The organism is Pseudomonas sp. GW456-L13, assembly GCF_017350115.1.
Lineage (GTDB): Bacteria > Pseudomonadota > Gammaproteobacteria > Pseudomonadales > Pseudomonadaceae > Aquipseudomonas > Aquipseudomonas jessenii.
This window is the reverse complement of record NZ_JACNAS010000001.1, coordinates 959,211-972,721: the sequence shown is the minus strand read 5'-3', so window position 1 is coordinate 972,721 and position 13,511 is coordinate 959,211. Positions and strand designations below refer to the sequence as shown.

At 58.6% G+C, this 13,511-nt stretch carries 11 protein-coding genes; 6 read left to right on the top strand and 5 right to left on the bottom strand.

The features are described from left to right. Positions 1-5 precede the first annotated feature (5 nt). Positions 6-1,514: a tripartite tricarboxylate transporter permease gene (locus J4D25_RS04245; protein ID WP_057715391.1), complete on the top strand. Its 1,509-nt coding sequence runs from the start codon at positions 6-8 to the stop codon at positions 1,512-1,514. Between the two features lie 121 nt (positions 1,515-1,635). Here the strand turns inward: J4D25_RS04245 and J4D25_RS04240 are convergent, their stop codons facing one another. Next, the gene (locus J4D25_RS04240; protein WP_057715390.1) at positions 1,636-2,535 is read right to left on the bottom strand and encodes a LysR family transcriptional regulator; all 900 of its coding nucleotides are present in this window, start codon (positions 2,533-2,535) and stop codon (positions 1,636-1,638) included. A gap of 163 nt (positions 2,536-2,698) precedes the next feature. Between J4D25_RS04240 and J4D25_RS04235 the strand changes: the two genes are divergently transcribed. Together J4D25_RS04235 and J4D25_RS04230 are read left to right on the top strand one after the other, a co-directional pair. Next, positions 2,699-4,000 (top strand): FAD-binding oxidoreductase, encoded by a 1,302-nt coding sequence (locus J4D25_RS04235; protein ID WP_057715389.1) that lies wholly within the window; start codon positions 2,699-2,701, stop codon positions 3,998-4,000. A gap of 54 nt (positions 4,001-4,054) precedes the next feature. Further along, positions 4,055-5,143 (top strand): polyamine ABC transporter substrate-binding protein, encoded by a 1,089-nt coding sequence (locus J4D25_RS04230; protein ID WP_057715388.1) that lies wholly within the window; start codon positions 4,055-4,057, stop codon positions 5,141-5,143. Between the two features lie 183 nt (positions 5,144-5,326). On the opposite strand, the gene J4D25_RS04225 is transcribed toward J4D25_RS04230, so the two are convergent. Further along, positions 5,327-5,845: a carboxymuconolactone decarboxylase family protein gene (locus tag J4D25_RS04225; RefSeq protein WP_057715387.1), complete on the bottom strand. Its 519-nt coding sequence runs from the start codon at positions 5,843-5,845 to the stop codon at positions 5,327-5,329. Positions 5,846-5,979: 134 nt separating this feature from the next. Between J4D25_RS04225 and J4D25_RS04220 the strand changes: the two genes are divergently transcribed. Beyond that, a complete protein-coding gene (locus J4D25_RS04220; RefSeq protein ID WP_057715386.1) occupies positions 5,980-6,795 on the top strand; it encodes an AraC family transcriptional regulator in 816 nt (271 codons plus the stop codon). Positions 6,796-6,925: 130 nt separating this feature from the next. Here the strand turns inward: J4D25_RS04220 and J4D25_RS04215 are convergent, their stop codons facing one another. Then, a complete protein-coding gene (locus J4D25_RS04215; RefSeq protein WP_057715385.1) occupies positions 6,926-7,357 on the bottom strand; it encodes a nuclear transport factor 2 family protein in 432 nt (143 codons plus the stop codon). 157 nt (positions 7,358-7,514) lie between these two features. On the opposite strand from J4D25_RS04215, the gene J4D25_RS04210 reads away from it, so the two are divergent. Further along, positions 7,515-8,165 (top strand): DUF2238 domain-containing protein, encoded by a 651-nt coding sequence (locus J4D25_RS04210; RefSeq protein WP_057715384.1) that lies wholly within the window; start codon positions 7,515-7,517, stop codon positions 8,163-8,165. A gap of 191 nt (positions 8,166-8,356) precedes the next feature. On the opposite strand, the gene ilvD is transcribed toward J4D25_RS04210, so the two are convergent. Beyond that, positions 8,357-10,039, bottom strand: coding sequence for a dihydroxy-acid dehydratase (gene ilvD / locus J4D25_RS04205; protein ID WP_057715383.1), 1,683 nt, complete (start codon positions 10,037-10,039; stop codon positions 8,357-8,359). Between the two features lie 390 nt (positions 10,040-10,429). Between ilvD and mqo the strand changes: the two genes are divergently transcribed. Further along, a complete protein-coding gene (gene mqo / locus J4D25_RS04200) occupies positions 10,430-12,076 on the top strand; it encodes a malate dehydrogenase (quinone) (RefSeq protein ID WP_057715382.1) in 1,647 nt (548 codons plus the stop codon). 359 nt (positions 12,077-12,435) lie between these two features. Here the strand turns inward: mqo and J4D25_RS04195 are convergent, their stop codons facing one another. Further along, on the bottom strand, positions 12,436-13,467 hold the full coding sequence (locus J4D25_RS04195; protein WP_057715381.1) for a hypothetical protein: 1,032 nt from the start codon (positions 13,465-13,467) through the stop codon (positions 12,436-12,438). Positions 13,468-13,511: the final 44 nt, after the last annotated feature.

Here is a 13,511-nt window from a genome sequence, read left to right as displayed (position 1 = left end):
ACACCGTGGACATTCTTTCAAGCCTGGCGATGGGGTTTTCCTCGGCACTGACGCCGATCAATCTGATGTGGGGGTTCATCGGCTGCCTGCTCGGCACCGCCATCGGCGTATTGCCGGGGATCGGTCCGGCGCTGACGGTGGCCCTGCTGTTGCCGATCACCGCCAAGGTCGACCCCACCGGCGCCTTGATCATGTTCGCCGGTATTTATTACGGCGCGCAGTTCGGTGGCTCGACCACCTCGATCCTGCTCAACACACCCGGTGAGTCGTCCTCCATGGTCACGGCCCTGGAAGGCAACCTGATGGCGCGCAACGGCCGGGCGGGACCTGCGCTGGCAACGGCGGCGATAGGCTCGTTCGTCGCCGGCACCATCGCCACCGTTTTGCTGACCCTGTTCGCACCCGTCGTGGCCAGGCTGGCCCTGAATTTTGGGCCGACCGAATATTTCGCGATCCTGGTGCTGTCGTTCACCACCGTGTCGGCAGTGCTCGGCGCTTCGATGCTGCGCGGGTTCGCTTCGCTCGGCGTCGGGCTGACCATCGGTTTGATCGGGCTGGACTCGACCTCGGGCATTGCCCGCTACACCCTCGGCGTGCCCGAACTGGTGGACGGCATCGAAGTGGTGCTGGTGGCGGTCGGCTTGTTCGCGGTGGGCGAGGCCTTGTACAGCCTGCTCTATCAAGGGGAATCAAACGAAGGGCGGCATCGCCTGACCTCGTTGTGGATGACCCGCGCGGACTGGAAACGCTCGGTGCCCGCGTGGCTTCGGGGCACGCTGATCGGTTTCCCGTTTGGTTCGATTCCGGCCGGTGGTGCCGAGATTCCAACCTTTTTGTCCTATTCCGCCGAGCGCAAGCTCAGCAAGTACCCCAAGGAGTTTTCCGCCAACAAGGGCGAGGGCGCCATCGAAGGCGTCGCCGGCCCGGAAGCGGCCAACAACGCCAGCGCGACCGGGTCTTTGGTGCCGTTGCTGACCTTGGGCATCCCGACGTCCGCTACCGCTGCGATCCTGCTGGCGGCGTTCCAGAACTACAACCTGCAACCGGGTCCGATGCTGTTTGAAACCTCCGCCGACCTGGTCTGGACATTGGTGGCGTCGCTGTACATCGGCAACGTTATCCTGCTGGTGTTGAACCTGCCGCTGGTGGGGCTGTGGGTCAAACTGCTGCAAATCCCCCGGCCATACCTGAATGCCGGCATCCTGGTATTCGCCACCATTGGCGTGTACGGCATGCGCCACTCATCCTTCGACCTGATACTGATGTTGGCGATCGGCTGGGGCGGGGTGTTGATGCGGCGTTTCGACTTCCCCGTCGCCCCCGTGATCGTCGGCATGCTGCTGGGGCCGATGGCCGAGAAACAACTGCGTAACGCCTTGTCCATCAGCCAGGGCGACTGGACGGTGTTCGTCACGCAACCGATCTCGGCATTCTTCCTCGCCCTGACGCTGCTGGTGCTGATGGTGCCCTATGTGCTGCATAAACGCGGCATCAAGTTGCATGAGGATGATTGAATCCTGCGATGCGCAACTCCTGTGGGAGCGAGCTTGCTCGCGATAGCGGTGTGTCAGACACCTGTGATACCGACTGGCACGCCCTCATCGCGAGCAAGCTCGCTCCCACAGATTCTGGGGCTTAGTTGACTGGCGGTGTTGTGGTTTGCGCGGTAAACCATTGCATGACCGGTGCGCAGGCTGGGTGCGATGCCGCCGAGGGTTGCAGGCACAGCGAGTAAATCCCCCGTGTCTTCAACGGCTCCCCGAACGGAATCACCAGTTCGCCCCGTTGAATCGACTCACCCGCCAGGGTCATGTCGGTCATCGCCACGCCCAGGCCCCGGGCGGCGGCATCGAGTGCCAGTTCGTCGAGGTTGAAAGGGATGTGCCGGTAGTCATGCAGCGACATGCCACCATGGGCTGACAGCCAGACCTTCCAGTCATGTTGATCAGAGGAGCGGTGCAGCAACGCGAAACCCGACAGATCTTCTTGCGAAGCCAACGGCCGGTCGTTGGTGCCGAGCCCTGGCGCACACACGGGCACCAATGCCTCTTCGAACAGGGTCAGGCAATCGGGCGCTGTGGACGGCTCAGGCAGATAGAGAATGTAGGCGTCACTGTCGCTGGCCGGCTCGACCACTTCGGTGGCCACGGTTTCGATTGCCAGGGATACGTCCGGGTGATGCCGGTAGAAATCGCTCAGTTTGGGCAGCAGCCAGCGCACCGCCAGTGACACGTGCATGCGAATGCGGAACGGGCGTTTTTGCGGCGCGAGCCGGTCTTCGAGGGTACGCAACTGTTCAAGGACGCTGCGGGCGCTGGCCAGTACCTGTTCGCCCTCGGCGGTCAGTTGAAGGCTGCGGCTGCTCCTGACAAACAGCGGCAGGCCAAAGTGGCTCTCCAGTTGCTGAATCTGTCGGCTCACCGCGCTCTGGGTCAGGCAGAGCTTTTGCGCCGCTTGGGTGAAGCTGCCTGTCCCGGCAACCTCGACCAAAGCCTGCAAGCCCTGCAGCGAGGGCACGTGGCGAATCTTGTCCATGCGTTTTCAGAATACCTCGATGATTTAATAACGTTGGTTGCACGCGTTTTGAGCCTTTAGATTCTAGTCATCGCCACCGTCCTCGAAAACAGCTTATGCAAATTCTGCATGCAGTGCTGTTTTGGATCGAGACGGTTCGCAGAACAAGAACCTGAGGTGACACATGGAAAATATCTGTGGCTGGATTGCGCAAGCGGGGAGTTCCCCCTTTCGCGAGCCGCTCAAAGGCGCGCAGCAAGCCGATTGGCTGGTGATCGGTGCGGGCATCACCGGCCTCAGTGCGGCGCACGCTCTGGCGCAAATGCACCCCCAGGCACGTATCGTGGTTGTTGACCGCCAGCGTGCCGCGCAAGGCGCTTCGGCGCGCAACTCCGGTTTTGTGGTGGCTCATGAGCATCCCGCTGCCGGGGAGCTACTGGGTAGCGCCGGGTTCGCCGGGTATCAAGCGGATACGGCAATCGGCCGCGCAGCCGCCGACGAAGTCCGCAAGCAGATTACCCGCCATGGCATCGAATGCGACTTCAGGGAATCGGGCTACTTCTTCGCCGTCAGCGACCCACGCAAGCTGACTCACGTCGAGGCCAAGCTGCAGACCCTGCGTGCCGTTGGCGCCAGCGCGCAATTTCTGCAAGGCGAGCCATTGATCGAAAAACTCGGCAGCCGGCACTACCGCGCCGCGATCTGGTGCGGCAACGGCAATGCGCTGCTGCAACCGGCGAAGTACGTTCGGGGCTTGCTCGATGCCTTGCCGCCGACAGTGACGGTCTACGAGAACACCGATATCGCAGGTCTTGAGCGTCTGGGCGACGGCCGGATTCGCGCCCGGGGCCAAAACGGCAGTGTTGAAGCCAGACAGGTTTTGGTCTGCCTGAACGCCTTTATCCCTCGCGCGGGCATCGATGACAGCGGCACTTTCGCAATGGAGCTCAGCGCCAGCCTTACGCGGCCGCTCAGCGATCAAGAGTTTCAAGCCCTTGGTGCGCCAGCGTCCTGGGGCGTGCTGTCGACCCGCCCGTTGGGCGCCACGGTGCGCCTGACCCCGGATCGCCGGGTGATGATTCGCAACACCGCGGAATACCGCTCGCGGGATCTTTCATTGAGCGAATTGTCGATCCGCCGCCAGCACCATGTGCTGGGGTTGCAACGACGTTTCCCGATGCTCGGCGAGCAGGACATCGAATACACCTGGACCGGTCATCTCAGCGCTTCGCGTTCCGGGCAGCCGTATTTCGGCAAAGTCGAGGAGGGCGTTTTCGCCGTGGCCGGGTGCAATGGTTCCGGCGTGGCACGGGGCACGCTGTGGGGCCGCTTGCTGGCGGAGTTGGCCTCGGGTCGTGATTCGCCGTTGCTGCAATCGGTCATTCAACGGGCACAACCCGGCTGGCTGCCGCCCAAGCCCTTGCTCGACATCGGTGCCATGCTGCGTATGCGCGTGGAGACGGTCCGGGCCAGAAGCGAAATCTGAAAACACCCGTTTCACAACAAGAACAAAAGCACTTCCCATCGAAGGTGATTCAACATGCGCGTCAATACGCTTTCCCTTGTGGCCCTGATCTCGACCTTTTCCGCCGTGACTCATGCCGACGAAACCGTCAATATTTCCAACTGGAACGGCTACATCGCCGACGACACCCTGGTCAACTTCAACAAGGAAACCCGGATCAAGGCGACCTACGACATCCACGACAGCAACGAAGTGCTGGAATCGAAGCTGATGACCGGCAACACCGGGTATGACGTGGTCAGCCCGTCGAACCACTTCCTGTCGCGCCTGATCAAGGCCGGCGCCATCCAGAAACTCGACCGGAGCCAGTTGCCCAACTGGAAAAACCTCGATCCGGCGTTGATGAAAAAACTTGAGGTCAACGATCCGGGCAACCAGTACGGCTACCCCTACATGTGGGGCACGGCGGGCATCGGTTACAACGTCGAGAAGATCAAGGCGATCTTCGGCAATACCGAGGTAACCCGGTCCTGGAGCCTGTTTTTCGACGAGAACAACATCAAGAAGCTCAGCGAATGTGGGGTGGCGATCATCGACAACCCGACGCAGATCCTGCCGATCACGCTTAACTATCTGGGCCTGCCGCCCCACAGCCATGAGCCTGCCGACTACAAGAAAGCCGAGCAGGCGCTGCTGAAGATCCGGCCTTACGTCCAGTATTTCCATGCGTCCAAGTACATCAGCGACCTGGCCAACGGTAACGTCTGCGCGGTGATCGGTTTCAACGGCGACATCGTGCAGGCCGCCGCCAGTGCCAGGGAGGCGAAAAACGGGATCGATATTGCCTACTCGATCCCGGACGAGGGTTCCACCTTGTGGCTGGACATGGTGGTCATGCCCAAGAACGCGCCCCATGAGCGCAACGGCTACGGCTACATGAACTACCTGCTGGAGCCGAAGGTGATTGCCAACATCAGCAACAGCATCCATTACGCCAACCCCAACAGTGCGGCGGATGCCTTCGTTGACCCGGCGGTGAAGCAGGACCTGGCGATCTACCCGCCGAAAAACGTGATGGACAAGCTGTTCACCGTCGAGGACTTGCCCGCGGCCATCGCACGGTTGAGCACGAGGTTGTGGACCAAGCTGAAAACCAATACCTGATCGTCTTATGATCGCGATCAATCTGAAGTGACGCTGAACCTGTGGGAGCGAGCTTGCTCGCGATAGCGGTATGTCAGACACCTATGATGTCGACTGGCACACCCTCATCGCGAACAAGCTCGCTCCCACAGGTTTCGGTTCGCTCCCACAGGTTTTTTCAGACTGGATTTACGCTAGATGGGCTCAGGCATCGATGGCCGGGAAGTCGATGTCGGTCAGCACTGTGTTGTTCAGGTAGTTGGTCAATGTCTGCGAAGCTACATGGGCGATCACTTCGATGATCTTGCCGTCGTCGATACCGGCGGCACGCGCAGCGGCGATCTGTTCGACCGTCAGGTGGCCACGGCTTTCGGTGATCTGGCGGGCGAGGGTGGCTATGGCGTTTAGTTCACCGTGTCGTGCGCTGAGGATGTCCTGCTTCGACAGGCCGGCCTTGCTGGCGAACAGCGTGTGAGCGGCCAGGCAGTAGTCGCAGCCGTTGACCTGCGAAGTAGCCAGGGACACCGCTTCTTTTTCCGTGGCGCTTAAGGACGTCTTGCCCAGTGCGGCCGAGTTTTGCAGGTACGAGGTCAACACCGCCGGGGCGTGGGCCAAGACTTTGAAGACGTTGGGCAAAAAGCCGATTTTCTTCTGCACGCCTTCCAGCAGCGGGCGGGTGGCGTCGGTGGCGTGTTCCAGACTGATCGGGGTAATGCGGGTCATGGTGATACTCCGTGGTGTGAAGCGCGGAATGCGCTGGGTACGGAGCTGATGTTAGGGAGAACGCCTGGCTTGTTGGGTGCAAATCGTCGAGGATATGCGACAGATCGTCCAGAACTGCCTTCGGGAGCCTTGTCATGGATCGCTTGTCTACGTTGCTCACACACTTTGGCGTCAATGCCGGCACGTTTCATAGCGGCACGTTTTGCGGTACCACCGCCTTCGACGGCCAACAGGTCAGCGGTCATTTGCACCTGCTTCAGGCGGGTGAGTTGCTGCTCAGGTTGGGGGATCAGCCGGATCTGCAACTGACCGAACCGACCCTGATATTTTTCCCCCGACCCTATCGGCATCGCCTGTTCGCTTCAGAAGCGTCCGGCACGCAACTGGTCTGCGCGACCCTGGATTTCGACGGCGGCACGGGCAATGCCCTGGCGGCGGCACTGCCTGATTACCTGGTGCTCAAGCTCGATGAAATCCCGGCACTGGCCGGGACTCTGGAATGGCTGTTCAACGAGGCGTTTGACGGCACATGCGGGCGTGAAGCCGTAATGGACCGGTTGTTTGAATTGCTGGTGATTCTGTTGCTGCGGCACATTCTGAGTACGGGTGGCCAGCAACCGGGCATGATGGCCGGCCTCGCCGATGCGCGCCTGGCGCGGCCCCTGAGCCTGATGCATGAAACCCCGGCCAAGGCCTGGAGCGTGGCCGAACTCTCGGTCGCCGCCAACATGTCGCGGGCCAGTTTCGCCGAACATTTTCGTCGGGTGGTCGGGCAGACGCCGGTGGATTACCTGGTGAGCTGGCGCATCAGCCTGGCGCAGAAGCGCTTGCGCGAGGGCCGGCCGATTGCGTTGATTGCCGAGGAAGTCGGTTACGAAAGCCCCTCGGCGCTGGCCCGGGCGTTTCGTCGCAAGACCGGGCTCAGTCCCAGGGAGTGGAAAGGTAGTTGATTCACCCGAAAACCATGTGGGAGCGAGCTTGCTCGCGATTCGGTAGTCCATTCAACATCAATGTCGACTGGCATGACGCTATCGCGAGCAAGCTCGCTCCCACAGGTTATGGGGTGGTTTTAGCTGTGCATCAGAACTTGTACGCCTGCCGTCCTACCAGCAGCCATTTGCCGTTCTGCTTTTGCCAGATCTGGAAGTTTTCGATTTCGGTGGGCACCACCTCAGTGCCTTTGAGCGCTTGCGCCGAGAAGTGGTGACGGACCAGCGCGACATCGCCCGAGACGGTAATGCTCTGGTTTTGCATCTCAAGGGTCTTGAAGGCGCTTTTGCCGGTTTCGATGTCGGCGATGAAGGCCTGCTTGTCCTGGATCTTGCCGCTGGAATGCCCGTAGGTCAGGTTCTCGGCGGTCAAGGCGTTCAGCTCAGGGATGTCTTTGTGCAGCATGGCCTGGGTCAGGTGGTCGACAGCCTGGGCCACGTCCTTGTCCGCGGTGGCCGGGGTGGCGGCGACGTAGCCGCTGAACAGGCACAGAAAACCAATCAGCACTGTTGCTTTTTTCATGGGTGTTTCCTTGTTGTTGTAGGGATAGCGCGACGACTGCTCGAGTATTCGTCAGTCATCGTACAACGTAGCATGCGATGGAGGAAAAAAGCGAACTTGCCCGGTGACCGTACCTCGAAGTTAAAAGGGCGATGCCCTGACTTCGAGGTATTGCGCCATGCAGCCTGACCCGCGTTTACGGCACGACCTGACGTTGCTCATGGTGTTTTTGCTGGTTGTCGTGGTGTCGGGTTTTGCTCCCCGCAGCCGGGTGGACTGGGCGCTGGAGAACCTGCTGGCGCTGTTGCTGGTGGGGACGCTGGTGGCGGTTTCACGGCGGTTCCGCTTGTCGGCGACGTCTATCACGCTGGTGTTTGCGTTTCTGTGCGTGCATGAACTGGGCGCCCACTACACCTATTCCCTGGTGCCTTACGAACAATGGTCTTCGGCGTGGTTGGGCTTCAGTTTCGACCGGGCGACAGGTGCTCACCGCAATCACTACGACCGCCTGGTACATCTGAGCTATGGGCTGCTGCTGGTTTATCCGGTGCGCGAAGTGCTGTGGCGACTGACGCCGCTGCGCGGGTTCTGGCTGTTTTTCGTGACCCTGAACATCATGCTGTCGACATCGGCCTTGTACGAACTGGTGGAATGGATCGGCGGTGCTTTCCTGGGCAAAGACACAGCGAAGGCCTTCGTCGGTGCGCAAAACGATCCCTGGGACTCGCAAAAGGACATGGCCATCGCGGTTGCCGATGCGTTTGTCAGCCTGTTGCTGGTGTCTTTGCGGGGCATGGCGCAAAAGCAACCGGTGACGACTGCAAGGTGATCGGGTGGAAGGCTTCGGCGGGGCAGTTGTCGCGGTCGGTTGATCGGTTCAGGTTTTGAGGTAGGGGGTGCCTGACAGGACGCCATCGCGAGCAAGCTCGCTCCCACAGGGGATCTTCGGCAAATGGAGATCAACTGTGGGAGCGAGCTTGCTCGCGATGGCAATAGCCCAGAAAACGCAGGACCAGCGGCCTAAAGATACTTATCCGTCACAGCCCCCTCCGAAGCACTGGACACCGTCTTCGCATACTTGGCCAGCACCCCGCGCTTGTATTTTGATTCCGGCCGCACCCAGCGCGACTTGCGCTCGGCCAGCACGGCGTCGGAGACATCCACCGTGATCAGCCGGGTTTCAGCATCGATGATGATCCTGTCGCCATTCTCGACCAGTGCAATCGGTCCGCCCTCAAAGGCTTCCGGCGTGATGTGACCGACCACGAAACCGTGGGAACCGCCGGAAAAACGCCCGTCGGTGATCAGCGCCACCTCCTTGCCCAGGCCCTTGCCCATGACCGCCGACGTCGGCGAGAGCATTTCGCGCATGCCCGGGCCGCCCTTTGGCCCTTCGTAACGGATCACGATCACTTCGCCGGGCTGGACTTCGCCATTGAGAATGCCGGCCAGCGCACCTTCTTCGCCGTGATAGACCCGGGCCGTGCCTTCGAAACGCAGGCCTTCCTTGCCGGTGATCTTGGCCACGGCGCCGGTGGGCGAGAGGTTGCCGCGCAGAATGACCAGGTGGGAGTCCTTTTTGATCGGCTGGTCGAAAGGCCGGATCACGTCCTGGCCGGCCGGGTAGTCGGGCACGCTGGCCAGGTTTTCCGCCAGGGTCTGGCCGGTGACGGTCAGCACATCGCCGTGCAGCATGCCGGCATCCAACATGCGCTTCATCAGCGGTTGAATGCCGCCGATGGCCACCAGCTCGCTCATCATGTATTTACCGCTGGGGCGCAGGTCGGCGACCACCGGGGAAACCTTGCCCAGCTCGACGAAGTCATCCAGGGTCAGTTCGACATCCACCGCATTGGCCATGGCCAGCAGATGCAGCACGGCGTTGGTCGAGCCGGCGAGGGCGATCACCACGCGAATGGCGTTCTCGAAGGCTTTGCGGGTCATGATGTCGCGAGGCTTGAGGTCGAGCTTGAGCAACTCCATGACCTGCTGGCCGGCGCGGAAACTGTCCGAGGCCTTGTCGGCGCCGATGGCGTCCTGGGAGCTGGACCCAGGCAGGCTCATGCCCAAGGCTTCAATGGCCGAGGCCATGGTGTTGGCGGTGTACATGCCGCCACAGGAACCGGGGCCGGGAATCGCCACTTCCTCGATCTGCTTGACCTGAATCTCGCTGATGTCGCCCCGCGCGTGTTGGCCCACGGCCTCGAACACGGAAATGATGTCGGTGTGGCCAGCCCCCGGCTGGATGGTGCCGCCATAGACAAAGATCGACGGTCGGTTCAGCCGCGCCATGCCGATCAGGCATCCCGGCATGTTCTTGTCGCAGCCGCCGATGGTCACCAGACCGTCGAAACCTTCGCAACCGGTGACCACTTCGATGGAGTCGGCGATCACCTCGCGGGACACCAGCGAATACTTCATGCCTTCGGTGCCGTTGGCGATGCCGTCGGAAATGGTGATGGTGTTGAAGATCACGCCCTTGGCACCGGCGGCATTCGCGCCTTTTTCGGCTTCGAGCGCCAGCTTGTCGATGTGCATGTTGCAGGGCGTGACCATGGCCCAGGTCGAGGCGATGCCGATCTGCGGCTTCGTGAAGTCTGCATCGGTAAAGCCCACGGCTCGCAGCATGGCGCGTGCCGGTGCGGCCTCTACGCCGTCGATTACCTGAGAGGAGTACTTGCGCAGATCGTCTTTGTCGCTCATGACTGCTCCTATCGCTGAGGCTGTTGCTCACACACTCGTTGAGAAAAACAGGATGAGTATAGAAGGCCGGGCGCCCGGGCCCGGGCTAACCGGTCGGGAACAGACGCGCGGGTAAGCCTTGTCGTGATATTCTTCGCGACAACTTGGTTTGATCTATTCAGTTTTCCTGTCCTTGAGACGGGCGAGCAGAATCACTGTCGCTCAAGTAGCTGAAGCCAATAAAGATAAAAAGTCAGTTCAGAAGGGACATTAAAGTGGGGTCGATGCGGTTCGTCGGCCTTGTGTGCCCACCCTGCAATCCTTGAGTGCCGCACCCGTGACTGCCGTGAAACACGGGGCTGTGCGCATGAGGATGGAAGGGCGGATGGCGTTTTATCATAGGTGCTACAGATGTTTAAGAAAGTGAACACAGCCCTGCTGGGGCTGGCCTTGTCGTTGGGGATGACGACAGCCCAGGCCGAAGAAGCCAAGAAAGTCGACGTACTGCTGATCGGCGGCGGCATCATGAGCGCGACCCTGGGTGTGTGGCTCAATGAGCTGGAACCCGGCACTTCGATGGAAATGATCGAGCGCCTCGACGGCGTCGCCCAGGAAAGCTCCAACGGCTGGAACAACGCCGGTACCGGTCACTCCGCCCTGGCCGAGCTGAACTACACCCCTGAAGACGAGAACGGCAAGGTTTCGATCCCGAAGGCCGTTGAAATCAACGAAGCGTTCCAGATCTCCCGTCAGTTCTGGGCCTGGCAGGTTCAGCAAGGCGTGCTGAAGAACCCGCGTTCGTTCATCAACTCCACACCGCACATGAGCTTCGTGTGGGGCGATGACAACATCAAGTTCCTGAAAAAACGCTACGAAGCCCTGCAAGCGAGCCCGCTGTTCGCTGGCATGCAGTACTCCGAAGACCCGGCTGTGATCAAGCAGTGGGTGCCGCTGATGATGGAAGGGCGTGACCCGAGCCAGAAGATCGCGGCCACCTGGAGCCAGCTGGGTACCGACGTGAACTTCGGCGAAATCACCCGCCAGTTCGTTGCGCACCTGCAAACCACGCCGAAGTTCGACTTGAAGCTGTCCAGCGAAGTACAGGACATTAGCCGGAACGAAGATGGCAGCTGGCGTGTCAGCTACAAAAACCTGAAAGACGGCAGCAAGACCGAAACCGACGCCAAGTTCGTGTTCATCGGCGCCGGCGGCGGTGCCCTGCACCTGTTGCAGAAGTCCGGCATTCCTGAAGCCAAGGAATACGCAGGCTTCCCGGTAGGCGGCTCGTTCCTGGTGACCGAGAACCCGACCATTGCCGAGCAACACCTGGCCAAGGCCTACGGCAAAGCCTCCGTTGGTGCGCCACCGATGTCGGTTCCGCACCTGGACACCCGCGTGCTGGACGGCAAGCGCGTGATCCTGTTTGGCCCGTTCGCGACCTTCAGCACCAAGTTCCTGAAAGAAGGTTCGTATCTGGACCTGCTGACCACTACGACCACCCACAACGTGTGGCCAATGACCAAGGTCGGCATCAAGGAATACCCGCTGGTCGAGTACCTGGCAGGCCAACTGATGCTGTCTGACGAAGACCGTCTCAACGCCCTGAAGGAATACTTCCCGAATGCCAAGGCTGAAGACTGGCGCCTGTGGCAAGCCGGCCAGCGCGTGCAGATCATCAAGCGTGACGAAGCCGCCGGTGGCGTGCTGAAACTGGGCACCGAAATCGTCGCTTCGCAAGACGGCAGCATCGCCGGCCTGCTGGGCGCCTCCCCAGGCGCATCGACCGCCGCACCGATCATGCTGACCGTGCTGCAGAAAGTGTTCAAGGACAAGGTCGCGACCCCTGAGTGGCAGGCAAAACTGCACCAGATCGTACCGAGCTACGGCACCCAGCTGAATGCCAGCCCTGAGAAGGTTGCTGAAGAATGGGCCTACACCGCCAAGGTGCTGGAACTGACTCCGCCACCAGCGGTGATTGCGCCGGCTGTGAAGCCAGTGACTGTCGATACGGATGCGAAAGCGCCGAAGGCTAATGCTGCGAGTGATATGGCTCTGTAACTAGAAGCTAAATCAAAAAAAGCCCACTGAACCGGAGACGGTCAGTGGGTTTTTTTTTGGTGAGAGTGTTTGTTCTGGATAAACATGCGATATGCCTGTAATCCAACAAGCCACCTGATGTGTAAAGGAAAACTCTTGGGGGATGCAAAATTTCGGCTCTATTTTGGCGGTTTCTCAAACTTCTATTTCCGTACATGTTGAATCCGATCCTGATTGGTGAATGATGGTTCTCAGTGCTGCGGGCTTTATCGTGGCTGTTGTGGGAGGCCTGGCTGGTAGTTAAGGTCTAAAAATAAACCATGGATGGCTTGCGCGGTTTATATGTCGATGGAAATCGTTCTAATGTGTGCGTTAAGTGCTTAACTTTTCAGAAGGGCGAAAATTATGCTTGCAACTACAGAGCTGGTTACGGCAATGAACCAAGACAGTACGCTTGGCCATGATCTTGTAAAAAAACCTACGTTTGTTTGTGTAAGATAAATTGCTGTGTTAGGAATGAATTTGTTGTGGGCTATTAGAAGTAAGTTCAGTAAGATGAACACGGCAGATACGAATGCTAGGCGTTTTGTCAGGTCAGTGATTTCAGGTATGGTAATCAACATTGCGAAAAAAATTACCCCATTAAAATTCAGTCCGTATTTTCTATAGTTTGTAACCAGAAAGTTTTGCTTTGGTTTAAGTAGCTGGAATGTAGATTCGGCTTTTCCAAGCACCCAAGACTCATTTATCCCTGATACCCTGATTTCACTTGTTCCTGTATTAGTTAGTTCGATAATTACAACTCTGTTTATTCCATGTGCTTCTGGTTCTTGAATGACAAGCTTAAGGTAGTTTAGTTTTTCGACTTTTTCTGTTTGATTTAGGAAGGTGTCCGCATATTTAGTAAGTTCGCTTCCTCGTTGTGAATATGTAATGACGACTTTGTCAGTGGTGAAGTCTTTTTTTATAAAATTTATTAGTTGAATTAGATCCTCTTTGAATAGGCGTACAGAGCCGAGTTGTATTGTTTTGTTGTGTATTTGTTCAGGTTGAGAGTTTTCGGTATTTTCGGAACTTTCAGTGCTTTTGATGTCGTGAGGGAATATTTCGAAAGTCCCAGCGGTGCCTATCTCAGACTTCCACTCGCCTCGAATACTGCCTTGAGGCGTTAGCGTGCCTTTTACATTCACCGCGCTTATTTGTACACCTTCGTCCGACTTTAATGGTGTGCAGTGGAAGGTTATCTCATCTCCTATAGTTCCGGTGTATGAGTACAAACTTATTCCAAACACAGAGTCCATGATTCTGAGTTGGCCGGAGATGTTGTTGTCAGATTGAGAAAGCTCTAGGAATATGTTTCCTGTGTTGGTGCCGAATAATTTTCCTGCCCAATGATTAGCTAGTAATGGCATTAATCTGCACTCTCCATGTTGGCGTTTGTTTTTAAGTTTTATTT